23 protein-coding genes and 1 other RNA gene are annotated in these 22,906 nt (G+C 67.6%); 12 read left to right on the top strand and 12 right to left on the bottom strand.

Features of this window, described 5'->3' with window-relative positions:
• The coding region (locus ACFFU4_RS00005) for a transposase (RefSeq protein ID WP_377065749.1) at positions 1-251 on the bottom strand (251 nt) is incomplete at its 3' end.
• 165 nt (positions 252-416) lie between these two features.
• Positions 417-1,445: a tryptophan--tRNA ligase gene (trpS, locus tag ACFFU4_RS00010; RefSeq protein WP_377065751.1), complete on the bottom strand. Its 1,029-nt coding sequence runs from the start codon at positions 1,443-1,445 to the stop codon at positions 417-419.
• 74 nt (positions 1,446-1,519) lie between these two features.
• Between trpS and ACFFU4_RS00015 the strand changes: the two genes are divergently transcribed.
• Positions 1,520-2,200: a rhomboid family intramembrane serine protease gene (locus ACFFU4_RS00015; protein WP_377065753.1), complete on the top strand. Its 681-nt coding sequence runs from the start codon at positions 1,520-1,522 to the stop codon at positions 2,198-2,200.
• Positions 2,201-2,223: 23 nt separating this feature from the next.
• Here ACFFU4_RS00015 and murJ read toward each other — a convergent pair whose 3' ends face one another.
• Both murJ and phaZ read right to left on the bottom strand, forming a co-directional pair.
• Positions 2,224-3,765 (bottom strand): murein biosynthesis integral membrane protein MurJ, encoded by a 1,542-nt coding sequence (gene murJ / locus ACFFU4_RS00020; RefSeq protein WP_377065755.1) that lies wholly within the window; start codon positions 3,763-3,765, stop codon positions 2,224-2,226.
• 62 nt (positions 3,766-3,827) lie between these two features.
• Positions 3,828-5,105 (bottom strand): polyhydroxyalkanoate depolymerase, encoded by a 1,278-nt coding sequence (gene phaZ / locus ACFFU4_RS00025; RefSeq protein ID WP_377065757.1) that lies wholly within the window; start codon positions 5,103-5,105, stop codon positions 3,828-3,830.
• Positions 5,106-5,209: 104 nt separating this feature from the next.
• Between phaZ and ACFFU4_RS00030 the strand changes: the two genes are divergently transcribed.
• From ACFFU4_RS00030 to ACFFU4_RS00045, 4 genes are all read left to right on the top strand, one after another.
• Positions 5,210-7,021 (top strand): PHA/PHB synthase family protein, encoded by a 1,812-nt coding sequence (locus ACFFU4_RS00030; protein WP_377065988.1) that lies wholly within the window; start codon positions 5,210-5,212, stop codon positions 7,019-7,021.
• 148 nt (positions 7,022-7,169) lie between these two features.
• The gene (locus ACFFU4_RS00035) at positions 7,170-7,616 is read left to right on the top strand and encodes a phasin, PhaP (protein WP_377065759.1); all 447 of its coding nucleotides are present in this window, start codon (positions 7,170-7,172) and stop codon (positions 7,614-7,616) included.
• A gap of 146 nt (positions 7,617-7,762) precedes the next feature.
• Positions 7,763-8,344, top strand: coding sequence for a polyhydroxyalkanoate synthesis repressor PhaR (gene phaR / locus ACFFU4_RS00040; RefSeq protein WP_377065761.1), 582 nt, complete (start codon positions 7,763-7,765; stop codon positions 8,342-8,344).
• 4 nt (positions 8,345-8,348) lie between these two features.
• Complete coding sequence (locus ACFFU4_RS00045; RefSeq protein ID WP_377065763.1) at positions 8,349-9,314, top strand: LysR family transcriptional regulator; 966 nt, start codon at positions 8,349-8,351, stop codon at positions 9,312-9,314.
• Between the two features lie 5 nt (positions 9,315-9,319).
• Here the strand turns inward: ACFFU4_RS00045 and ACFFU4_RS00050 are convergent, their stop codons facing one another.
• Positions 9,320-9,775, bottom strand: a complete 456-nt coding sequence (locus tag ACFFU4_RS00050; protein ID WP_377065765.1) for a nucleoside deaminase — start codon at positions 9,773-9,775, stop codon at positions 9,320-9,322.
• Positions 9,776-9,838: 63 nt separating this feature from the next.
• Between ACFFU4_RS00050 and ACFFU4_RS00055 the strand changes: the two genes are divergently transcribed.
• A complete protein-coding gene (locus ACFFU4_RS00055; protein ID WP_377065767.1) occupies positions 9,839-10,630 on the top strand; it encodes a pseudouridine synthase in 792 nt (263 codons plus the stop codon).
• 89 nt (positions 10,631-10,719) lie between these two features.
• On the opposite strand, the gene ACFFU4_RS00060 is transcribed toward ACFFU4_RS00055, so the two are convergent.
• Positions 10,720-11,412 (bottom strand): metal-dependent hydrolase, encoded by a 693-nt coding sequence (locus ACFFU4_RS00060; protein WP_377065769.1) that lies wholly within the window; start codon positions 11,410-11,412, stop codon positions 10,720-10,722.
• 124 nt (positions 11,413-11,536) lie between these two features.
• Here ACFFU4_RS00060 and gatC point away from each other — a divergent pair, with 124 nt between their 5' ends.
• From gatC to ACFFU4_RS00090, 6 genes are all read left to right on the top strand, one after another.
• Entirely contained in the window at positions 11,537-11,824 is a 288-nt protein-coding gene (gene gatC / locus ACFFU4_RS00065) for an Asp-tRNA(Asn)/Glu-tRNA(Gln) amidotransferase subunit GatC (RefSeq protein WP_377065771.1), read from the top strand.
• Positions 11,824-13,311: an Asp-tRNA(Asn)/Glu-tRNA(Gln) amidotransferase subunit GatA gene (gene gatA / locus ACFFU4_RS00070; RefSeq protein WP_377065773.1), complete on the top strand. Its 1,488-nt coding sequence runs from the start codon at positions 11,824-11,826 to the stop codon at positions 13,309-13,311. The genes gatC and gatA overlap by 1 nt, the downstream gene beginning before the upstream one ends.
• A 38-nt stretch (positions 13,312-13,349) precedes the next feature.
• Positions 13,350-14,105 (top strand): hypothetical protein, encoded by a 756-nt coding sequence (locus ACFFU4_RS00075; protein WP_377065775.1) that lies wholly within the window; start codon positions 13,350-13,352, stop codon positions 14,103-14,105.
• Positions 14,106-14,163: 58 nt separating this feature from the next.
• Complete coding sequence (locus ACFFU4_RS00080) at positions 14,164-14,805, top strand: N-acetylmuramoyl-L-alanine amidase (RefSeq protein WP_512700568.1); 642 nt, start codon at positions 14,164-14,166, stop codon at positions 14,803-14,805.
• Between the two features lie 12 nt (positions 14,806-14,817).
• Positions 14,818-15,241, top strand: an RNA gene (rnpB, locus tag ACFFU4_RS00085) — RNase P RNA component class A.
• Between the two features lie 36 nt (positions 15,242-15,277).
• The gene (locus ACFFU4_RS00090; protein ID WP_377065779.1) at positions 15,278-15,787 is read left to right on the top strand and encodes a DUF2244 domain-containing protein; all 510 of its coding nucleotides are present in this window, start codon (positions 15,278-15,280) and stop codon (positions 15,785-15,787) included.
• A 34-nt stretch (positions 15,788-15,821) separates the two neighbouring features.
• Here the strand turns inward: ACFFU4_RS00090 and ACFFU4_RS00095 are convergent, their stop codons facing one another.
• The 6 genes from ACFFU4_RS00095 to ACFFU4_RS00120 form a co-directional block, all read right to left on the bottom strand.
• Positions 15,822-16,724: a 2-oxo acid dehydrogenase subunit E2 gene (locus ACFFU4_RS00095; RefSeq protein WP_377065781.1), complete on the bottom strand. Its 903-nt coding sequence runs from the start codon at positions 16,722-16,724 to the stop codon at positions 15,822-15,824.
• Positions 16,725-16,734: 10 nt separating this feature from the next.
• Entirely contained in the window at positions 16,735-18,180 is a 1,446-nt protein-coding gene (locus ACFFU4_RS00100) for an NAD-dependent succinate-semialdehyde dehydrogenase (RefSeq protein ID WP_377065783.1), read from the bottom strand.
• Between the two features lie 17 nt (positions 18,181-18,197).
• Complete coding sequence (locus ACFFU4_RS00105) at positions 18,198-19,526, bottom strand: biotin/lipoyl-containing protein (protein WP_377065785.1); 1,329 nt, start codon at positions 19,524-19,526, stop codon at positions 18,198-18,200.
• Entirely contained in the window at positions 19,516-20,511 is a 996-nt protein-coding gene (locus ACFFU4_RS00110) for an alpha-ketoacid dehydrogenase subunit beta (protein WP_377065787.1), read from the bottom strand. The genes ACFFU4_RS00105 and ACFFU4_RS00110 overlap by 11 nt, the downstream gene beginning before the upstream one ends.
• Before the next feature lie 10 nt (positions 20,512-20,521).
• A complete protein-coding gene (locus tag ACFFU4_RS00115) occupies positions 20,522-21,496 on the bottom strand; it encodes a thiamine pyrophosphate-dependent dehydrogenase E1 component subunit alpha (protein ID WP_377065789.1) in 975 nt (324 codons plus the stop codon).
• Positions 21,497-21,570: 74 nt separating this feature from the next.
• Complete coding sequence (locus ACFFU4_RS00120; RefSeq protein ID WP_377065790.1) at positions 21,571-22,869, bottom strand: M24 family metallopeptidase; 1,299 nt, start codon at positions 22,867-22,869, stop codon at positions 21,571-21,573.
• Between the last annotated feature and the right edge of the window lie 37 nt (positions 22,870-22,906).

Below are 22,906 nucleotides of genomic sequence, written 5' to 3' on the forward strand. Positions count from 1 at the left end.
ACCAAATGCAGCAGGCTTTCGACGAAGCCCGTCGTCTGTCGCAGCGCCATGCCGAACAGAACCTTCATCGTCAGGCACGTCTGGATGGCGGTGTCACTGTAGCTCTGCCGCCGGCCACGTCTGCCTGTCGGCACGGCATCCCAGCTCATCCCGGGGTCGGACCAGATCGTCCGCGAACCGCGGCGCTTCAGCGCTTCGTTATAGGCTGGCCAGTTCCTGGTCTTGTAGGTCGGTGGTGTCGGTCTGCTCATGCAACCCAGCTACCATGATGGAATAACGAGATGAATCCCTCACGGGATTTGTACAACAGAGCCGGTTCGAGTCCTCGCTGGATCGCCAGTTATTACAAGACTGCCGCGCCGGAAAATGCGTTGCGTCTTGGCAGGAGGTCCAGCCGTGGCCGGGCGCGGCGCGGCTCAGCCGTGCGGCGCGCCGACCATGCCCATGATATCGTAGGTGCGGCGCAGGATCGGGGCGGCGATGGCGCGGGCGCGGGCCGCACCGTCGGCGAGGATCGTGTCGATCGCCACCTCGTCGCGCATCAGCCGCTTCATTTCGGTCGAGATCGGCGCGAGACGGTCCACCGCCAGATCCGCCAGACGCGGCTTGAAGACGGAAAACGGCTGCCCGCCGGCCTCGGCCATCACCGCATCCACGCTCATGTCGGCCAGCGCGGCATAGATGTTGACGAGGTTGCGCGCCTCCGGGCGGTCTTCCAACCCCTTGGCATCCATGGGCAGCGGCTCGGGGTCGGTCCTGGCCTTGCGGATTTTCCTTGAAATCGCATCGGCATTGTCGGTGAGGTTGATCCGGCTCATGTCCGACGGGTCGGATTTCGACATCTTCTTCGTGCCGTCGCGCAGGGACATCACCCGCGTCGCCGCCCCCTCGATCACCGGCTCGGGCAAGGGAAAGAACTCGACCCCGTAATCGTGATTGAATTTCATGGCGATGTCGCGCGACAGCTCGATATGCTGTTTCTGGTCCTCGCCCACAGGCACGTGGGTGCCGTGATAGGCGAGGATATCGGCGGCCATCAGCGCCGGGTAGGCGAAGAGCCCCAGGGAGGCGTTCTGCGCGTTCTTGCCCGCCTTATCCTTGAATTGCGTCATCCGCTGCATCCAGCCCATGCGGGCGACGCAGTTGAACACCCAGGCCAACTGGCTGTGCTCTGCCACCTGGGACTGGTTGAACAGGATCGAGCGCGTCGGATCGAGCCCCGAGGCGATGAACCCGGCGGTCAGCTCGCGCGTCGCGCGCGTGAGGTCGGCGGGCTCCTGCCAGACGGTGACGGCGTGCAGGTCGACCATGCAATAGAGCGTCTCGGTGCCGCGATCCTGCGCCTCGGCGAAGCGTTTGAGCGCGCCCAGGTAATTGCCCAGGTGCAGGTTGCCCGAGGGCTGAATTCCCGAAAACACGCGGGGGGTAAAGGCCGCCTGGGCCATGGGCGCACTCCGTGGTGGATTTCTCTGGAGGTCTCGCTTACCCATGCCGCCAACCCCCGTCAAGGAGAGCGGCCATGCGCGACGATCCCAGCCCCCTCAACCCGCTGCCGCCGGTGGTGGTGGTGCTGTTTCTGGTGATCGCCGGGGTCGAGGCGGCGTTCTCGCTGGGTGCGCGCGGGATCATCGGCGGCGCGGATGCGGTGGGCTGGCGCAGCGCGGCGATCCAGGATTACGGGTTTCACGGCCAGATCCTGCGCTGGATGGTCGACACCGGGCAGGTGCCGGCCGAGCACCTGCGCCGCCTCGTCACCTATGCCTTTGTCCACGGCAGCTTTACCCACGCGGTGTTCGCCGCCGTGCTGCTGCTGGCGCTGGGCAAGTTCCTGGGCGAGGTGTTCCGCCACTGGGCGGTGCTGGTGATCTTTGTCACCGCAACGGTGGGCGGAGCGCTGGCCTACGGCATGCTGCCGGGGCAACATGGGTGGCTCATCGGCGCGTTTCCGGGCGTCTACGGGATGATCGGCGGGTTCACCTACGTGATGTGGCTGCGGCTGGGGCAGTTGGGGGCCAACCAGGCGCGCGCCTTTACCCTGATCGGCGTGCTGATGGGGTTGCAGCTTGTGTTTGCGCTGCTGTTCGACGGCGCACCCACCTGGGTGGCCGACGTGGCGGGGTTCCTGGCGGGCTTTGCCGTCTCGGTCCCGCTCAGCCCCGGCGGGCTGGCGCGCCTGCGCGCGCGGCTGCGGCACGACTGAGGGGCGGGCACCGGACCGATGCGCTACCGCCGCCGCAATTGCCCGCGCATCTCCTGCAGCCGGAACGCCCCCAGCCCCTGCCCGACAAGCCCGTAGCTCAGCACCCCGAGGCCGACCAGCAGCGTCAGTGCCAGCCAGCGCCAGCCGCCGATGGCGAGGAACGGACCGAGCACCACCGCCGCCCCCCACAGCACCGCGCCCATCAGCGCGGAGGCCAGCACGATCCGCCACAGCCTGCGGCGGAACTGCGCATCGAAACGGGCCACGTCGCCGAAATCGCGCGCGCCGCGCGCCAGTTGCCAGACCATCACCCAGGCGGCCACCGTGGTGGCCAGCGCCGCCGCGATCCAGCCGATGACGGGGGCGAGGCCGAAGGCGAGCACCGCGTTCACCACCATTGCCACCAGTGCGTAATGGAACGGGCGGCGCGTGTCCTCGCGGGCAAAGAAGATCGGCTGCAATATCTTTTGCAGCACGAAGGCGGGCAGCCCGAGGCCGTAGACCGCCACGGCGAGCGCGGTGGCCGCACTGTCATCGGCACCAAACGCGCCGCGCTCGAACAGCACCGCCACCAGCGGCAGCGGGATCGCCACCAGCGCCACGGCGCAGGGCACCGTCAGCGCCAGCGCCACCTCGCCGCCGCGCGACAGGGCGTGGCGCGCGCCGTCATCGTCGCCCGCCTTGAGCCTGCGCGACAGGTCGGGCAACAGCACGATGCCCACCGCGATCCCCACCACGCCCAGCGGCAGTTGATAGAGCCGGTCGGCGGCGTAGAGCCAGCTCACCGCCTTGTCGGTCTGCGACGCGACAAGCTGGCCGACCACGAGGTTGACCTGTATCACTCCGCCCGCCAGCGCCGCCGGAATGGCGATGCGCACAAGCTGCGCCATCTCGGGCGTCCAGCGCGGGCGCACCGGACGGATGCGCAGCCCCGCCCGCTCGGCGGCCAGCCAGACGAGGGCAAGCTGCGCCACCCCCGCAAACGGCACCGCCCAGACGAGCGCCAGCATCACCGCGCCGCCCATCCACGCCGCCACCGCCATCGCGGCGATCAAGAGGACGTTGAGCAGCACAGGTGCTGCGGCAGCGGCGGCAAAGCGCCCGGCGGCATTGAGCGCGCCCGACAGGAGCGCGGCGAGCGAGATGAACAGGATATAGGGAAAGACGACGCGCCCGAAATCGACCGTCAGGCCGAAGCGTGCGTCGCCCGCGAACCCCTCGGCGGTGGCCCACACGAGCGCGGGCATGAACACCATCGCCAGCCCCGTCAGCACCAACAGCACCAGCCCCAGCCCCGACAGCGCGAGGCCGGCGAAGCCGAGCGGGTTCTCGTCCGCCTCCAGCCGCTTGGAGAACATCGGCACGAAGGCGGCATTGAACGCGCCCTCGGCGAAGAAGCGGCGGAACATGTTGGGCAGGCGGAACGCCGCGACGAAGGCGTCCATCAGCGGGCCGGGCCCGATCAGGCCCGCGATCATCACGTCGCGCACGAAGCCCAGGACGCGGCTTATCAGCGTCCAGCCGCTGACGGTCAGGATGCCGGAGAGCAGGCGGACGGGTCTCATCTGCGGGCCTTTGCGCTTGGACCGGGTCCGTCTAGCCGATTGCCCGCGCCGCGAAAAGGGGCTCAGCCCGCCGCGGCGTTGCGGTTGGCCGGTTTGCCGGGCTTGTGGCGTCCGGCATTGGCGTCGATGAAATCGAGCACCAGCGGGCGGATGTTGTTGCGCCAGGACCGGCCCGCGAAGATGCCGTAATGCCCGGCCTCGGGCTCGATATAGCTGGCCTTCATGCTGTCGGGCAGGCCGGTGCACAGGTCGAGCGCGGCGACGCACTGTCCGGGGGCCGAAATGTCGTCCTTGCCGCCCTCGACGGTCTTGACCGCGACATCGGTGATCTTGCCGATATCGACGCGGTGGCCGTCCACGACAAAGCGGTTCTGCGCGATCTCCAGCCCCTTGAAGATGCGCTCGACGGTCGAGAGGTAGAACTCGGCGGTCATGTCCATCACCGCGAGGTATTCGTCGTAGAAGCGGTTATGGGCGTCGTTGTCGCTGGCCTCGCCCTGCGCCACGCGCAGGATCTGGTCGGTAAAGGCCTTGGAGTGCCGTTCGCCGTTCATCGATATGAACGAGGCCAGTTGCAACAGGCCGGGATAGACCAGCCGCCCGACACCCTTGTGGAGAAAGCCCACCCGCTGGATCATCATCTCCTCGAGTTGTCCCATGGTCACGCGGCGGCCGAAATCGGTCACGTCGGTGGCGGCGGCGTCGGGGTCGACCGGCCCGCCGATGAGGGTGAGGGTGCTCGGCTGCGCGTCGGGCTCGATCTCGGCGAGATAGGCGGTGGCCGCAAGCGCCAGCGGCGCCGGCTGGCAGACCGCGACCACGTTGACCTCGGGGCCGAGCGCCTTCATGAAATCGACAAGGTAGAGGGTGTAATCCTCGACGTCGAACTTGCCCTCGGACACCGGGATGTCGCGCGCGTTATGCCAGTCGGTGACGTAGACCTCGCAATTGACGAGCAGCGATTTGACGGTCGAGCGCAGCAGCGTCGCGTAATGGCCCGACATCGGCGCCACCAGTAGCACCTTGCGCGGCTGTTCCTCGCGGCCCGAGACCTGAAAGTGGATGAGGTCGCCGAACGGGCGGGACACCACCGTCTCGATGTTGACGAGGTGGTCCTTGCCGTCCTCGCAGGTGAAGGTGCGGATGCCCCAGTCGGGCTTGGCCACCATGCGCTGGAACGTGCGTTCGGTCACCTGGCCCCAGGCCGACATCCATTGAAAGGCGGGGTTTGGCAACATGCTGAAAAGCGGATAGGATGCGAAGGAAAGCGCAGACGCCCCCAGCCATTGATTGGCGTTGCGGAAGGATTCCATCAGGTCGTAGGTGGACATCTGGCGCATTGTCTTCTCCTTTCGCGGGAAGCTGAGGGCGGTCGGCGTGGGCAGCCTCGCGCTTGCCGAACGTTATGCTGCATGGCAGAAATTGTTAAGGGGAAATGTTCGAAATGACAACGCAGGACGATGTCGCAGGAACAAACGTCGGGAAACTAAACGAAAATCTTGCGAAGGTCGAGGATTTGTCGCAGCGCCTGATTCAGGTGCTGGCTGCGCGAAAGCCCGCGAATCCCACGTTGAACACCCCGTCGCAGGACCTCTTCAACAAGGCGGCGACCTCTTACTGGACCGAGATGCTCGAACATCCGGGCCGGATATACGAGCAGCAACTCGAATACTGGGGCAAGTCGGTGCGCCATTTCCTCGACGCGCAGCAGACGATGCTGCGCGGCGGCGCCGATGCGGACGGCGACGACGACGCCCCCGATCCGCTGGCCGGGGACAAGCGCTTTGCCAACCCTCTGTGGGAGAGCCACCCGTTCTTTCGCTACGTCAAACGGCAATATGCGCTCAACGCGCAGGCGATCGAACGGGCGCTCGACGAGATCGACGAGGACCTGCCCGACAAGGACCGTCGGCGGCTCGACTATTTCGCGCATCAGATCATCGACATGATGTCGCCGACCAATTTCCTCGGCACCAACCCCGACGCGCTGGAACGCGCGCTGGAAACCGAGGGCGAGAGCCTTGTGAAGGGGCTGGAGAACCTGATCGCCGACCTGGAGGCCAATAACGGCGAGATGGTCGTGCGGCTGGCGGACGAGCGCGCGTTCGAACTGGGCGAGAACATCGCCACCACGCCGGGCGAGGTGGTCTATCGCAACCGGCTGATGGAACTCATCCAGTACGCGCCGGCGACCGAACAGGTCCATGCCACGCCGTTGGTGATCTTTCCGCCCTGGATCAACAAGTTCTACATTCTCGACCTCAAGGCGCAGAACAGCCTGATCCGGTGGATCACCGAGCAGGGTTACACCCTCTTTGTGGTGAGCTGGGTCAATGCCGATTCAAGCCATGCCGGGGTGGGGCTGGAGGAGTATATCGAGGAGGGCTACCTGACCGCGATTCGCGAGGTCAAGGCGATCACCGGCGAGAAACAGGTCAACGCGGTGGGCTATTGCATCGCGGGCACGACGCTGCACCTGGCGCTGGCGCTGATGCACAAGCGCGGCGACAAGTCGGTGAAGTCGGCCACGTTCTTTACCGCGCTCACGGATTTTGCCGAACAGGGCGAATTCACCCCCTTCCTCCAGGACGATTTCATCGACGGCATCGAGGAAGAGGTAAACGCGCAGGGCGTGCTGCGCTCGTTCATCATGGGGCGGACCATGTCGTTCCTGCGCTCGCGCGACCTGATCTATCAGCCCGCGGTGAGCAAATACATGATGGGCGAGGCACCGCCCGCGTTCGATCTGCTCTACTGGAACGGCGACGGGGCCAACCTGCCGGGCAGGATGACCATGCAGTATCTTCGGGGCCTGTGCCAGCGCAACGAGTTCGTCGAGGACGGGATGGAGTTGTGCGGTGAACGGCTGCATATCCGCGACGTGAAGATTCCGCTCATGTCGGTGACCTGCGAGACCGACCACATCGCAGCATGGAAGGATTGCTATCGCGGCTTTCGGCAGACCGGATCGAAGAACCGGACCTTCATCGTCTCGGAATCCGGCCATATCGCCGGCATCGTCAACCCGCCCGCCAAGAAGAAATACGGCCACTATACCAACGAGGATCTGAGCGGCACGCCGGAGGAATGGATGGGCGGGGCCACGCGGCACGACGGCTCGTGGTGGCCGCGCTGGGAGGCATGGCTGGCGAAACGCTCGGGCAAGATGGTCCCGGCGCGCGAGCCGGGCGACGACGAGCACCCGCCGCTCGCCCCGGCGCCCGGCACCTATGTCCGCAAAAAGGCGGTGACCTGAGGCGCGCGGTGGCGGGACCGGGCCGCGCCGCCGGGCATGAATTTTTTGCTGCAATGCAGAAAAACTCTTGAAATGCTGCGGTGCAGCAAGTATGTTCCGTCCAGTAGCAAAGAAGCGGCCCCCCCGCTCAAACCGAAAGGACGAGACTATGACCAAGACCACCGATTTCACCGCCATGTTCAAAGACGTCATGGGCAACTTTCCCGTCGACTCCAAGGCCATGGAAGACGCGTTCAAGAGCCAGGCGGCCCTGAACGAGAAGCTGTCGGGCGTTGCCCTGACCGCCGCCGAGCAGTCGGCCGAGATCTCCAGCAAGTGGACCAAGGACACCCTTGCCAAACTGTCCGAGATGTCGAAAGCCAAGACCGAGCCCGCCGACTACGCCAAGGCGATGACCGATTTCACCTCGGCCAATGCCGAAGTCGCCGCCGAGCACATGGCCGCCTTCGCTGAAGTTGCCAAGAAGGTGCAAATGGAAACCGTCGAACTGCTGCTCGCCTCGGGCAAGACCATGCAGGAAGACGCCGCTGCCGCCGTCAAGAAGGCCACCGACGACGTGACCAGCGCCACCAAGAAGGCGACCGCCGCCAAGTAAGGCGCGGACCAGACAGCAGGACGCGTTCCATTCCCTCCCAAGCGGGACGCAGTTTTGCGGGGCGGGCCGAAAGGCTCGCCCTTTCAATTTGCTGCGACTGCGTCTAGGCTTTGCCGCAGCGCTGCATCCCGTGGGAGGATCCCCCTTTGGCCGATACGACGAAACCGCTCCTGATCAAACGCTACGCGAGCCGGCGTCTCTACAACACCGAGACCTCGGATTACGTGACGCTCGAAGATATCGCGGGGTTCATCCGCAAGGGGCGCGAGGTCCAGATCATCGACCTGAAATCTGGCGATGACCTGACCCGCCAATACCTGCTGCAGATCGTCGCCGAGCACGAGAGCCGGGGCGAGAGCGTACTGCCGATCAACGTGCTAAACGACCTGGTGCGCAGCTATACCACGCAGGCCACCAGCGTGGTGCCGGAGTTCCTCGCCGCCAGTTTCGAGATGCTGCGCGACGGGCAATCCAAGATGCTTGAGAACATGACCAAGGCCAACCCGCTCGCCGCGATGCCCGGAATGGAGGCGATGCGCGCGCAGCAGGAGGCCTTCGTCAAGGCGATGACCGGGGGCCTCGGCGGGCTGGGCGGCACCGGGCCGGGCGCGCCCCGCGAGGACGAGGAGCGGCAGGGCGACGGGAGCGCGGAATCGGGCGAGGATCTCGACACGATCCGCAAGCAGCTCGCCGAGTTACAGGACAAGCTGTCGAAGCTCGACAAATAGCCCGATGACAGGGCGAAGCGGCCGGATCACGCTGTGGGGCATCGAGGTGTTCATGGCCGCCGCCGACGAGCGCTCGATCTCGGCCGCCGCGCGGCGGCTGGGGGCGAGCCCTTCGGCGGTGAGCCAGCAACTGACCAATCTCGAAGGCGCGGTGGGGGCCACGCTGTTGCAGCGCAACGCCCGCCCCATCCGCCTGACCCCGGCGGGCGAGATCATGCACCGCCGCGCGCAGGTGATCCTCGACGAGGCGGCGCAGGCGCGGGCCGAACTGGCGATGTCGCACCTGACCACGCTGACGCGGTTCCGCCTCGGCATGATCGAGGATCTCGAGGCGGATGTGACGCCGCAACTTCTCACCCACATGGCGGGCGAGCTCAAGGGATGCCAGTTCCTGCTGGAAACCGGGGCGAGCCACTATCTCTACGATCAGCTCGACGCGCGCGCGCTCGATATCATCGTGTCGGCACGGCTTGGCGATACCGCCGACTGGACCGAGGTGCACCCGGTGCTGCGCGAGCGTTTTGTCGCCGTGGTGCCGCGCGGCGCGATCCGGGCGGACCGCGATATCCTGCGCCAGCTCAAGCGGCTGCCGCTCATCCAGTACACGCAGCGCCATTACATGGGGCGGCTCATCTCGGCCCATCTGGCGCGCGAGGATCTGAACCTGCCCTACCGGTTCGAGCTCGACAGCTATCACTCGATCCTGGCGCTGGTGGGGCAGGGCACGGGCTGGTCGATCCTGACGCCGCTGGCGCTGATGCGGGCGCGCCGATTCGCCGATCAGATCGACGTGATGGAGCTGCCGCTGGCCCCGCTGACGCGCACCATCGCCGTCACCGCCCGCAAGGGCATATTGCAGGACATGCCCGAGACGCTGGCTGCGCGGCTCAAGCCGGTGTTGTCCGAGACCATCGTCGCCCCGGCCATCGCGGCGCATCCGTTTCTCGCCGACGGGGTGACGATCCTGTGACGATCCTATGAGCCGCGCCGCGCGGCGAAGAAGCCTGTGAGCAGCGCTTCGGCTTGGGTGGCACCGATGGCGTCATGGATCTCTGGCCGGTGGTGGCATTGCGGATGCGAAAACACCCGCGCGCCATGCGCCACGCCGCCCGACTTGGGATCGTCGGCCCCATAGCAAAGCCGCTCGATCCGCGCCGCGGAAATGGCGGCGGCGCACATGGCACACGGCTCCAGCGTGACGTAGAGCGCGTGGCCCGGCAGCCGCTCGGACCGGGCATCGGCGCAGGCGGCACGGATGGCGAGGATCTCGGCATGGGCGGTGGGGTCATTGAGTTCGCGGGTGCGGTTGCCCGCGCGCGCCACGATCACCCCCGACGGCGCGACCACCACCGCGCCTACCGGCACCTCGCCGCGTTCGGCGGCGGCCCGCGCCTCGGTGAGCGCGGCCTGCATGTGACCCATGGACACCATGCGCCGCTTGTGGCGCGCGCATCGCCCTTTCGCAAGCCCCGGCTTTGCGCTATGCGCCCGGGCATGGACAACAGCACCCCCAAGGGCGAGCGCATCGCCAAGGTCATCGCGCGCGCAGGCCGCGCCAGCCGCCGCGAGGCCGAACGGCTGATCGCGGCGGGGCGTGTCACGGTGAACGGGCGCAGGATCGATTCGCCCGCGCTCAACGTCACCGCCGCCGACAGGATCGTGGTGGACGGCCGCGCGCTTGACACGCCCGAGCCGCCGCGCCTGTGGCTCTATCACAAGCCGCGCGGCCGGGTGACCACGACGAGCGACGAGCAGGGCCGTACCACGATCTATGACGACCTGCCCGCCGACATGCCGCGGGTGATGAGCGTGGGTCGGCTCGACATCAATTCCGAGGGGCTGTTGCTGCTGACCAACGATGGCGGGCTCAAGCGGCGGATGGAACTGCCCGCCACCGGCTGGCTGCGCCGCTACCGGGTGCGTGTCAACGGCACGCCGGAGGATGCGACCTTCGAGCCGCTGCGTCAGGGGCTCACCCTTGGGGGCGAGCGGTTCCAGCCGATGACCGTGACGCTCGACCGCCAGAAGGGCGCCAACGCCTGGGCCACCGTGTCGATCCGCGAAGGCAAGAACCGCGAAGTCCGCCGCGCGATGGAGGCGGTGGGACTGATCGTCAACCGGCTGATCCGGCTGTCCTACGGTCCCTTCCAGCTCGGCAATCTCAAGCCCGGCGCGGTCGAGGAAATCCGCCCCCGCGTGCTGCGCGACCAGTTGGGGCTGAAGGACGAGGACGACGGCAAGGACACCGGGCCCAAGCCGAAACCACAGCGCCGCCGCCGCCCCTGATTTCTTCCTGGCTCAAATACTCCCGGGGGTGTGGGGGCGGCGCCCCCACTTTACCTGCCTGCGGGGGCAGCGTGCCCCCGGAAACGCGCTCAGATTTCGATCGCCTGCATCACCTGCGGCTCGATCACATCGACACCCGGCAGGCCCGTGGCCAGCACCTCGGCGGATTGTTCCAGCACCGGGAATGTGCGGTAATGACACGGGATAACCGTCTTGAAATCAAAGAAGGTTTTCGCCGCATAGGCGGCGCGGGTCATGTCCATGGTGAAATGCCCGCCCGCACACAGGATGCCGATATCGGGCCTGTGCAGGGCGTTGAACACACCCATGTCCGCCATCACGTCGGTATCGCCCGAGAGATAGATCGTGTGGCCTTCGCCCGCGATCATGTACCCGCATTCGCTGCCCGTCACATGTGGGCCGTCGGGCGTGGCGATGGAGGTGGAATGGGTGGCGTGGACCATCGTCACCTTCACGCCCTCCAGATCGACGGTGCCGCCCTTGTTGAAGCCGACGGTCTCGATCTGCTCGGCCTCGGCCCAGTGGCTCATCAGGTCGAATTGTCCCACCACGGGCACGCCGAGGTGCCTGGCCAGCGGCAAAAGCCCATTGATATGGTCGAAATGGGCGTGGGTGACGAGGATGTGGGTAGCCCCCTCGGTGGCGGCCTCGTGCTTGTCTTCAGGCAGCATCGGGTTGCCGTCGAGCCAGGGGTCGATCAGCAGGACCTGCCCCGCGATCTCGATGCGGAACGAGCTGTGGCCGAGCCAGGTGATACGCATTTGGGACTCCTTCGCTGTTGATCGCCGCAAGAGTAGCAGGCCTGTGCCCCGAGGAAAGGGGCCACCGCTTGCCTCTGCCTGCGCGCGCGGGTAAACGCATTCCGACCCCATCATGGAGAGGCGCATGTCGATAGATCCCGAGACCGCCGCCCGCGTGGCCAAGCTCGCGCGTATTCGCGTGGACGCGGACGCGCTGCCCGCGCTGGCGCAGGAATTCAACACCATCCTCGGCTTCATCGAGCAGTTGGGCGAGGTCGATGTCGAGGGTGTGGAGCCGATGACGAGCGTCACGCCCATGCGCCTGAAGCGTCGCAAGGACGAGGTGACGGCGGGCGGGATGCAGGACAAGGTGCTGTCGAACGCGCCCGATGCGCGCGAGGGGTTCTTTGCCGTGCCGAAGGTGGTGGAGTGATGTCGGGTCTAAACGAAATGACCATCGCCGATGCGCGCGACGCGCTGCGCCGCGGCGACGTGACGAGCGTGGAGTTGACCGAGGCGTGCCTTGCCGCCGCCGGGGCGGCGGGGGCGCTGAATGCTTTCGTCCACCCCACCCCCGATCTGGCGCGCGAACAGGCGCAGGCGGCGGACGCGCGGATCAAGGCGGGTGACGCGCCCGCGATGTGCGGCATCCCGCTGGGGATCAAGGATCTGTTCTGCACGCGCGGCGTGCCGTCCCAGGCCGCGAGCCGCATTCTGGAAGGCTTCCGCCCGGAATACGAATCGACCGTGACGCAGAACCTCTTTGACGCGGGCGCGGTGATGCTGGGCAAGCTCAACATGGACGAGTTCGCCATGGGGAGCAGTAACGAGACCTCCTGCTATGGCAATGTGGTCAACCCGTGGCGGCGCGGCAATGACGAGGCGGCGCTCACCCCCGGCGGCTCGTCGGGTGGCTCGGCCAGCGCGGTGGCCGCCGATCTCTGCCTTGCCGCGACCGGCACCGATACCGGCGGCTCGATCCGGCAGCCTGCGGCCTTTACCGGCATCACCGGTATCAAGCCGACCTACGGGCGCTGTTCGCGCTGGGGCATCGTGGCCTTTGCGTCGTCGCTCGATCAGGCGGGGCCGATGACCAAGTCGGTGCGTGACGCCGCGATCATGCTGGGCGCAATGTGCGGGCACGATCCCATGGACAGCACCTCCGCCGATATCCCCGTGCCGGATTTCGAGGCGATGCTGACCGGCGACATCAGGGGCAAGGTGATCGGTATCCCGCGCGAATACCGCATGGACGGCATGCCCGACGAGATCGAGAAACTCTGGACCGACGGCACCGCGATGCTGCGTGACGCGGGCGCCGAAATCCGCGACATTTCGCTGCCGCATACCAAATACGCGCTGCCCGCCTATTACGTGATCGCGCCTGCCGAGGCGTCGTCGAACCTCGCGCGCTATGACGGGGTGCGCTATGGCCACCGGGCGAGGTTGGCGCAGGGCGACGGCATCACCGAAATGTACGAAAAGACCCGTGCCGAGGGCTTCGGTCCCGAGGTGCAGCGCCGGGTCATGGTCGGCACCTACGTGCTGTCGGCCGGCTTCTACGATGCCTATTACAACCGTGCGCGCAAGGTGCGGACCTTGATCAAGCGCGATTTCGAGGAGGTCTTTGCCGCCGGTGTCGACGCGATCCTGACGCCTGCCACGCCAAGCGCGGCATTTGGCCTCGGCGAGATGGCGGAGGCCGATCCGGTGCAGATGTATCTCAACGACGTGTTCACCGTGACGGTAAACCTTGCCGGGCTGCCGGGCATCACGGTGCCGGCCGGGCTTGACCGGCAGGGGCTGCCGCTGGGGCTGCAACTGATCGGGCGACCGTGGGAGGAGGGCGATCTGCTCAATACCGCCGACGCGCTGGAGCGGGCCGCAGGCTTCATGGAAAAGCCCGCGAAATGGTGGTAGGTTCCCGCGTTGAGGCGGGCCGGAACAGGATGATGCGAATGCGGTTGATGCTTGGGTTTGTGACGATGGCTGCGCTGGCCGCCTGTGCTCCGGCAATCCCGGATAGCGGGGCGGGGGTCGGCTTCGGGGATTATGATACCTATCAGCGCAAGAAGGCGGCTCGCGAGGCCGAGCTGTCGGGCGAGTACGTGGCCCTGCCGCCGCCGGACGCGATCTCTTCGCAGCCGCTCGACGCGACGGGCGGCGCGACCGAGGCCCCTGCGGCCCCCGAAATGTCGGAGGCCGACCGTATCGCCGCCGAAGCACGGGCCGCGCTGGACGTGACCGTACCGGAGGACGGCGCGGGCGATGAACCGCTTCAGGCCAGCCCGTCGAACCCGCCGCCCGCCGTGGTCAACGATGCGGGCATCTCGCAGGAGAACAGTTTCGACGCGGTCGGTTCCGAACGCTCGATCGAGGAGGACGCCGCGCGCATCGCGCGCAACCGCGCGCAGTACCAGGTGATCGAGCCCGAAGAGATCGGCACCCGTCCCGGCGATGTGGGTCCCAACATCGTGGATTATGCGCTCGCCACCACGCATCCCGTCGGCACCGGCATGTATCGCCGCTTCGGCATCGCGACGGGGTCGCGGCACGAGCGGAATTGCGCGGAGTATGCCTCGCCCGATCAGGCGCAGCTCGATTTCCTGCGCAAGGGCGGGCCCGAGCGTGACCGCATGGCGCTCGACCCCGATGGCGACGGCTATGCCTGCGGCTGGGACCCGTCGCCGTACCGCCGTGCCCTGCGCGAGTGAGTCGCGGCGGCGTGTGACGGCGCATCCTTCGCCCAATCACGGCCCGCGCCGGGGGGGCGTGCGCCCGGATCTCATCGTGCTGCACCACACCGCGATGGAGAGCGCCGGGGCGGCTCTGGCGCGGCTGTGCGACCCGGCGGCAGAGGTCTCGGCGCATTATCTGATCTGCGAGCGGGGCCGCGTCTGGCAGCTTGTCGATGAGGGCGCGCGCGCCTGGCACGCGGGGGCGGGGCGCTGGGGAGATGTGCGGGATGTCAATTCCCGCTCGATCGGCATCGAGCTGGCCAATCGCGGCGACCATCCCTATCCGCTGCCGCAGATGACGGCGCTGGAGGCGCTGATGGGCGACGTCATGGCGCGATGGGCGATCCCGCCCGCGCGGGTGATCGCGCATTCCGACATGGCCCCGGGGCGCAAGTCCGATCCCGGCCCGCGTTTTGACTGGCGGGGGCTGGCGCGCGCGGGGCTCTCGGTGTGGCCCGATGCGCGGGGGGACGGGCGCGCCGACTGGGCCGCTTTCCTGCGCGATGCGGCGCGGTTCGGCTATCCGGCGGGCGACGTGCCGCGCGAGCTGCTGCTCGGGGTCTTTCGGCTGCGCTTTCGCCCGCAGGCCGAGGGGCCGCTCTCGGCCGCCGATTGCGCGGCGATGGACGATCTGGCCGCGCGCTTTGCCGTTGACCGCGCCGAGCCGAGCGCCTAACTGCGTATCCGCGCGGAGGGCCGGATGGCCGCGACACCCCGGAAACGGGGTGGCGAGGAAAGTCCGGACTCCACAAGACGGCGGTGCCGGGTAACGCCCGGCCGGGGCAACCCGAGGGAAAGCGCCACAGAAAACAGACCGCCCAGCCGCGTCGGCTTTGCCGGGTTGGCTGGGCAAGGGTGAAACGGTGGGGTAAAAGCCCACCGCGGGACGGGCAACCGGACCGGCACGGCAAGCCCCACCGGGAGCAATGCCGAATAGGGACCGCGCGCGGGGGCAGGTCGGGCAACCGATACCGCCCGCAGGCCACGTCTTGGCCCGGCGGTCCGGGTAGGCAGCTAGAGGCGCGCGGGCAACCGCGCGTCGAGACGAATGGTCATCCGAAGGGGGCCCCGCGCCCCCGGGACAGAATCCGGCTTACAGGCCCTCCGCGCGCTCTTTTCATTTTCCATGGGCAGGCTACAAACGGGTCATGCCGTATCACTGGAGCCACCCGCCGCGTGGGGCGGACCCCAACCTCGAGCTCGAACTCTGGCCGCACCGGTCGCTGCCGCGCCGGGGCTTTGCCGCCTTCGTGCTGGCGACCTTCACGCTCATCACCATCCCGCTCTACCCGCTTTTGGGCACGTTGGTGCTATGGGGGCTATTGCCGTTCCTGCTGCTGGCGGTGGGCGGCGTGTGGTGGGCGTTGGAGGCGACCTATCGCAGCGCGCGGTTGCGCGAAGTGCTGACCATCGCGCCGGACGAGGTGCGGCTGGTGCGCACCGACCCGCGCGGCGAGGTGCGGGAATGGGCCTGCGACCGCCATTGGGCCCGGCTAAGGATGCACGCAGAGGGCGGGCCGGTGGCGCATTACCTGACGCTCAGAGGGGGCGGGCGCGAGGTGGAGATCGGCGCGTTCCTGTCGGAGGACGAGCGCAAGGCGCTGCATGGCGAGCTGGCCGACGCGATCCGTCCGCCGCCCGCGCCAGTGGCAGGGTGAGCGGACGGGTGCGCCCCCCGGCACCGCCCGGCTCTCAGATCAGCATGTTGCGGGGATCGCCGATGAGTCCGGCGTAATGGGTCAGGAACCGTGCGGCATCGGCGCCGTTGATGCCCCGGTGATCGTAGCTGAGATCCAGCGGCACCATCGGCACGGGCCGCGGCGTGTCGCCGTCCCAGACGGTGACGGTCTCGGTCCGGGTCAGCCCGAGGATCGCCACCTCGGGCGGGTTGACGATGGGGGTGAAGGCGGTGCCGCCGATGCCGCCGAGATTGGTGATCGTCATCGACGCGCCGCCCATCTCGTCGGGGCCGATCCGGCGGGCCTGCGCGCGCGCCGCGAGATCGGCGATCTCGGCCGCGATCCGCCAAAGCCCCTTGGTGTCCGCATCGCGGATCACGGGCACCATCAGCCCGTTTGGCGTATCCACGGCGATGCCGATATGGACGAAACCCTTGAGCACCAGCGTGTTGCCGTCGGGGCTGAGCGAGGCGTTGAATCGGGGAAAGGCGCGCAAGGCCCGCGCCAGGGCCGCGACGTGAAAGGCCAGCGCCGTGAGCTTGATCCCGCGCGCCTGCGCCTCGGGTCCGAGGGCCTTGCGAAACGCCTCGATCGCGCTCACGTCCGCGCGGTCGTGATGCGTGACCGCCGGGATCAGCGCCTGCGCGGCGGCGAGATTGCGCGCGGCGACCTGCGCGAAGCGGCTCATCGGTTCTTCGGTCACAGGGCCGTATCGGCTGTGGTCCACGTCCCAGAAGGACGCGTCGGCCGAGGCGGCGGGGGCGGGGCTGCCGTCACCGTCACCGGCATCGGTTCCGGGGCTGATGTCCTCGGGCGCGATGGTGGTGCGCCCGAGACGGTGCGCGAGTGCCTCGATATCGATGTCCCGGTCACGCGCGAGGCGGCGGGTCGAGGGGCTGGCTATGATCTCCGACATGTCCGCCCCCTCACCAGTTGGCCGAGATATACTGGGTTTCCATGAATTCGAGCATGCCCTCGTGCCCGCCCTCGCGGCCAAGACCGGATTGCTTCACCCCGCCGAACGGCGCTGCCGGGTCGCTGACGAGGCCCCGGTTGAGGCCCACCATGCCATACTCCAGCCGCTCGCAGACCTGCATCCCGCGCTTGAAATCGCCGGTGAACACGTAGGCCACCAGCCCGTACTCGGTGGCGTTGGCGCGCGCGATCACCTCGTCCTGATCGGTGAAGGTCTGGATCGCGGCGACCGGGCCGAAAATCTCGTCATGCACGCAGTCGGCATCAGCGGGCACGTTCGACAGCACCGTCGGCGGGTAGAAATAGCCACGGCCCTCGGGCACCTCGCCGCCGCACTCGATGCACGCGCCGCCGCACTCGATGCACGCGCCGCGCGCCACGGCATCGGCGACAAAGGCGGCCACCTTGTCGCGGGTGCCTGCGTTGACCAGCGGGCCGACATCGACCGACGGATCGGTGCCGTCGCCCAGCTTCAGCGCGGCCATCCGTTCGGTCAGGCGGCGGGTGAACTCTGCGGCGACATCGTCATGCACGTAGATGCGGTTGGCCGCGGTGCAGGCTTCGCCCAGGTTGCGCATCTTGGCGAGCATGGTGCCCTCGACGGCCGCGTCCATATCTGCGTCCCCGAATACGATGCAAGGCGCGTTGCCGCCAAGTTCCATCGCCGGTTTCAGCACCTGATCGGCGGCGGATTTGAGCAGCGCGCGCCCCACCCCGGTAGAGCCGGTGAAGCTCACCACCCGGACGCGGGGATCGTGCAGCATGTGATCGACCAGCGCGCCGGTCCTGCGGCTTGGAAGGACGTTGACGAGGCCGGGCGGCACGCCCGCCTCTTCCAGCAGCGGCATCAGCGCCAGCATGGTGAGCGGAGTCTCCGAGGCGGGTTTGATGATGACACCACAGCCCGCCGCCAGCGCCGGCGCGATCTTGCGGGTGCCCATCGCGGCGGGGTAGTTCCACGGGGTGATCAGCACAGCCAGACCGGCGGGCTTGTGCTGCACCACGATGCGTGCGCCCGACGCCGGGGCATGGGTGATCATGCCGTCGGCGCGCACCGCCTCCTCGGCGAACCAGCGAAAGAACTCGGCGGCGTAGGCGGCCTCGCCACGGGCGTCCACCCCCGCCTTGCCGTTCTCCAGCGTGATCAGACGCGCGAAGTGATCGAGGCGGTCGGTCATCAACTCCCACGCCCGGCGCAGCACCTCCGAGCGCGCGCGCGGTGTCCGCGCGGCCCAGTCGGCCATCGCCCTTTCAGCGGCGTTCAGCGCGGCATCGGCATCCTGGATGTCCGCCGAGGCGACCGAGGCCAGCACCTCTTCGGTGGCGGGGTTGATCACGTCGAAGCGGTCGCCGCTCTTGCGCCAGTCGCCGTCGATATAAAGGTCGGTATGGTCCATGTCGGTCTCCGGTCAGGTCAGAGCAGGTGGCGGAGCGGCTGCTCCACCCGGCCTGCGAAGTCGTCGAGAAGCCGGATCGCGGCGTGCGCGTCCAACTGTCCGGCGGTGCAGTCCAGCGTGATCGTCAGCCCGGCACCGTTTGGCAGCAGCGTCAGCACCGGGGTGGCCTCGCCGCCCGCATCGACCGAGCGCAGGCGCGATCCGCGCAGGTCGCGCAGGATGAGCGCGGGGGAATCGCCGGTTTCGGCGACCCCTGACAGCGCGCTGTCGGCGGGCAGGGCGTAGGTGCGGGACTGACCGTGCTGCTCTACCGCCACGGGGCCGGATGTGGCGAGGCAGGCGGCGGCCAACCCGGCGAGGATTGCGTCGGCATCGCTCAGCCCGTGCGCCTCGGCGGCCCAGGCGGCAAAGCCCGGCACGCCATCCCCGGCGATTTCGGCGACAAGGTGCCGGCTGGCCGCCGCGCCCGCATCGGGTGCCGGGGCGGTGGCGGCGGGCAGGGCGCGCAGGGTGTCGAGATCGCGGACGTGGTAGGGCTGCGGGTACCCGGCCCCGGCCAGCCTAGTCAGGTCCAGCCCCTGTTCCAGCGCCAGACGCCGCGCCTTGGGCGAGGCAAGGATGCGCCCGCCGGTCGGGTGCGGCGCGGCGGCTCCGGCGGCCGGTGACGCCCCGAGCCGTGGCCCGGGTGCCGCCGGGACGGGCGCGGCGCCGGGTGCGGTGTCTGTTGCGGTGTCTGTTGTGGGGGCGGCCTGCGCCGGGGCCGTGGCGACGGAGCGCGCGACCGTATGCGCCGGGGCCTCGTCGCTGAGGATCGCCACCGCATCGCCCACCGGCACCTCCTCGCCCGCCTTGGCGAGCGTGGCGGCGAGATAGCCGTCGCGGCCCGCCTCCACCTCCATGGTGCTCTTGTCGGTTTCGACCTCGAACAGGATATCGGCGGCCGCCACCGCGTCACCGGGCGATTTGAGCCAGGCGACCAGCAGGCCGGTATCCTGCGCCATGCCTAGCTGCGGCATGGTCACGGAATGGCCCGGCGGCAGGTCCTCTGCCGGGGTCTCTGCGGGGGTCTCTGCCGGGGCGGGGGCAGGGGCGGGCGTGTCACCCGCGGCGCTGTCCGATATCCGGGCGATCACCGCGCCTACCGGCACGTCGTCGCCTTCGGACGCGGTCACGCCGGTGAGAAACCCGTCGGCCTGCGCCTCGACCTCCATCGTGGCCTTGTCGGTTTCCACCTCGAACAGGGCGTCCCCCCTGGCGACCGCGTCGCCGGGGGATTTCAGCCAGGACACGATCTTGCCCGCGTCCTGCGCCATGCCCAGTTGCGGCATCGTCACGTCATGCGGCATGGATCATGTCCCCGGCACAGAGCTTGCGGGCGTTTTCGGCCACGCCCTCGGGCGTCGGCACGGTGATGTCCTCCAATGCGGGCGAGAACGGCACCGGCACGTCCATCGCCCCCATGCGCAGCACCGGCGCGTCGAGATGGTAGAACGCCTTTTCGTTGAGGCGGCTGGCGATCTCGGCGGTCACCCCGTAGCTCTGGTGGCCCTCGTCGATGACGATGGCGCGGCTGGTCTTCTTCACGCTTGAGAGAAGCGTCGCCTCGTCCAGCGGCACGAGGGTGCGCGGGTCTATGACTTCGGCGCTGATGCCCTCCGCCGCGAGCGTTTCGGCGGCCGCCTCGGCCACCTGCACCATTGAGGAGGTGGCGATCAGCGTGATGTCAGAGCCCTCGCGCCTGATATTGGCGGCACCGAAGGGGATCAGGTATTCCTCTTCCGGCACCGGGGCCTTGTCCTGATACATCAGCTTGTCCTCGAAGATGACGACCGGGTTGTTGTCGCGGATCGCCGTCTTCATCAGCCCCTTGGCCTCGTAGGCCGAGGACGGCATCGCCACCTTCAGCCCCGGGATATGCGCCACCAGCGCCTGCAGCGACTGGCTGTGCTGCGCCGCCGAGCGCCGCGTGGCCCCCAGATTGGTGCGCAGCACCATCGGCACGGTCAGCTTGCCGCCGGACATGTAATGCTGCTTGGCCGCCTGATTGCAGAGCTGATCCATCACCAGATAGAGGAAGTCCCCGAACATCAGGTCCACCACGGGCCGCGTGCCGGTCATCGCCGCGCCCACGGCCATGCCGACAAATCCGGGCTCGGAAATCGGCGTGTCGATGACGCGGGCGGTGCCGAATTCCTCGACAAGGCCGCTCAGCACCTTGAAGGGCGTGCCGGCCTCGGCCACGTCCTCGCCCATCAGGAACACCGTCTCGTCACGGCGCATTTCCTCTGCGATGGCCTCGTTGACGGCCTGCGACAGGGTGATCTCTCTCATTTCGGTCTCCTCAATCCGCGCAGACATGCATGGCCACCTCGGACACGTCCGGGTAGGGGGCGGCCTCGGCATGGGCGACGGCCTCGGCGGCGTCGTTTTCGATCCCGGCATTCATCGCCTCGATCTCGTCCTCGGTGGCGATGCCCTCCGAGATCAGCCACGCGCGGAAACGGATGATCGGGTCGCGGTTCTGCTTCCACTCCCTCTCCTCGTCCTTCGAGCGATAGTATTCGCGGTTGATGTCGCCGACATGGTGGCCGTGATAGCGATAGGTCTCGAGCTCAACGAAGAACGGGCCCTCGCCCTTGCGGCAGCGGGCGACGAGCTTTTGCGCCAGTTCGTTCACCGCCAGCACGTCCTGCCCGTCCACCTTGAACGCCTCGATGCCGAACGCCTCGGCGCGGGCGGTGATCGCGCCGGCGGCGATCTCCTCGGTCCGGGTGTATTCGGAATAGCCGTTGTTCTCGCAGGCATAGATCACCGGAAGCGACCACAGCGCGGCCATGTTCATGACCTCATAGAGCAGCCCTTGCGCCGTGGCCCCGTCGCCGAAGAAGCACACGGTGACATCCTCGTGCCCCAGCAGTTTCGCCCGCAGGGCCGAGCCGGTGGCGATCCCCATCGAGCCGCCGACGATGGCGTTGGCCCCGAGGTTGCCGTGGCTCTGGTCGGCGATGTGCATCGAGCCGCCCTTGCCCCGGCAATAGCCCTCTTCCTTGCCCAGAAGCTCGCAGAACATCGCGCGGAACTCCGCGCCCTTGGCCACGCAATGGCCGTGGCCCCGGTGGGTCGAGGTGATCCGGTCGTCATCGGTCAGCGCCTCGCAGATCCCCACCGCCACCGCCTCCTCGCCCGAATACATGTGGGTGAGGCCCGGCATCCTGGCCGAGAGGTAAAGCTGGTTGGCGTTGTCCTCGAAGGTGCGGATGCGCACCATCTGGCGGTACATCGCCAGGTAATCGTCGGTGTTGGTTTTCGTGACCATGACATCCTCCGGGAGGGGCGGGAAGACCCCCGCCCTGCATTTCGTCGGTAGGGCGGGGGTCTCCCCGCCACAGCTCAATATCGGTTGGCGATCGGCAGGTCCTCGGCGGGAAAGAGGCTGATCACCTCGCAGCCCGTGGGCGTGACCACCACTTCCTCCTCGATCCGCGCGGCGGAGTAGCCGTCGGCGGCGGGGCAGTAGGTTTCCAGCGCAAAGACCATGCCGGTCTGGATCTCCATCGGGTGATCGAGGCTGACGGCGCGGCTGATGATGGGCCGCTCATGCAGCGCAAGCCCCAGACCGTGGCCGAATTGCAGCCCGAACGCCGCCTCTTCCGAGGGAAAGCCGAACTCTTCGGCCTTGGGCCAGACCGCGGCCACCTTGTCGGTGCTGACACCCGGCTTGATCATCGCGATGGAGGCGTCGATCCATTCCCGCGCCTTGACATAGGCGTCGTTCTGCGCGGGCGTCGAGCGGCCGATATTGAAGGTCCGGTAATAGCAGGTACGATAGCCCTGATAGCTTTGCAGGATGTCGAAAAACGCCTGATCGCCGGGCCGGAACAGCCGGTCGGTGAAGTTGTGCGGATGCGGATTGCAGCGTTCGCCGGAAATGGCGTTGATCGCCTCCACGTCGTCGCTGCCCATCTCGTAGAGCATCTTGTTGGAGAGCGCGACGATATCGTTCTCGCGCACGCCCGGCTTCAGCTCCTCGTAGATCATGTGATAGACGCCATCGACCATCGAGGCGGCCTGTGTGAGCAACTGGATCTCGTCCCAGTTCTTGATCTCGCGCGCCGCCAGCATGATCTGCTGGCCGTCGATCACCTTGATCCCTTCCTCCTGAAGCGCGTGGAACATCGCGGTTTCGGCATAATCCACACCCACCGGCATGTCGGCCATGCCGGCCTCCTTGATGAGCCGGGCGATATCCTTGGCGTATTTGCGCATCAGGCCGAATTCCGGCGGGATCGTGCCGCGCATGCCGACCACACCGGCAAGGCAGTGATCGGGCTCCAGCCAGTCGGAATAGCGCTGGTGATGCACCGCAGCCGATCCGAAATCCCACACATAGGGGCTGTCATCGCCCGTAAGCAGGCAGAAGCGGCACATCTTGTCGCGCTCCCACTCGCCGATCTTGGTGGCCGAGACATAGCGGATATTGTTCACGTCGAAGAGCAAGAGCGTGCCCGCGCCGGAGGCCTGAAGCGCCTGCCGGGTGCGGGCGAGGCGGTATCGGCGCAGGCGGTCATGGTCGATCCGGCGCTCGAAATCCACCGAGGTGTGGCCCCAGGCGGGAAGGCGGTCGCGCCATTCCCAGTTGGGTTCGAGATCCTGCGGGGTGAGCATGTTGGGCATCAGGGCGCGTGTCATGGGATAACTCCGTAGGGTGGGCAGTTTGCCCACCTTC

Origin of the sequence: Roseovarius ramblicola (genome assembly GCF_042430665.1) — a bacterium.
Lineage (GTDB): Bacteria > Pseudomonadota > Alphaproteobacteria > Rhodobacterales > Rhodobacteraceae > Roseovarius > Roseovarius ramblicola.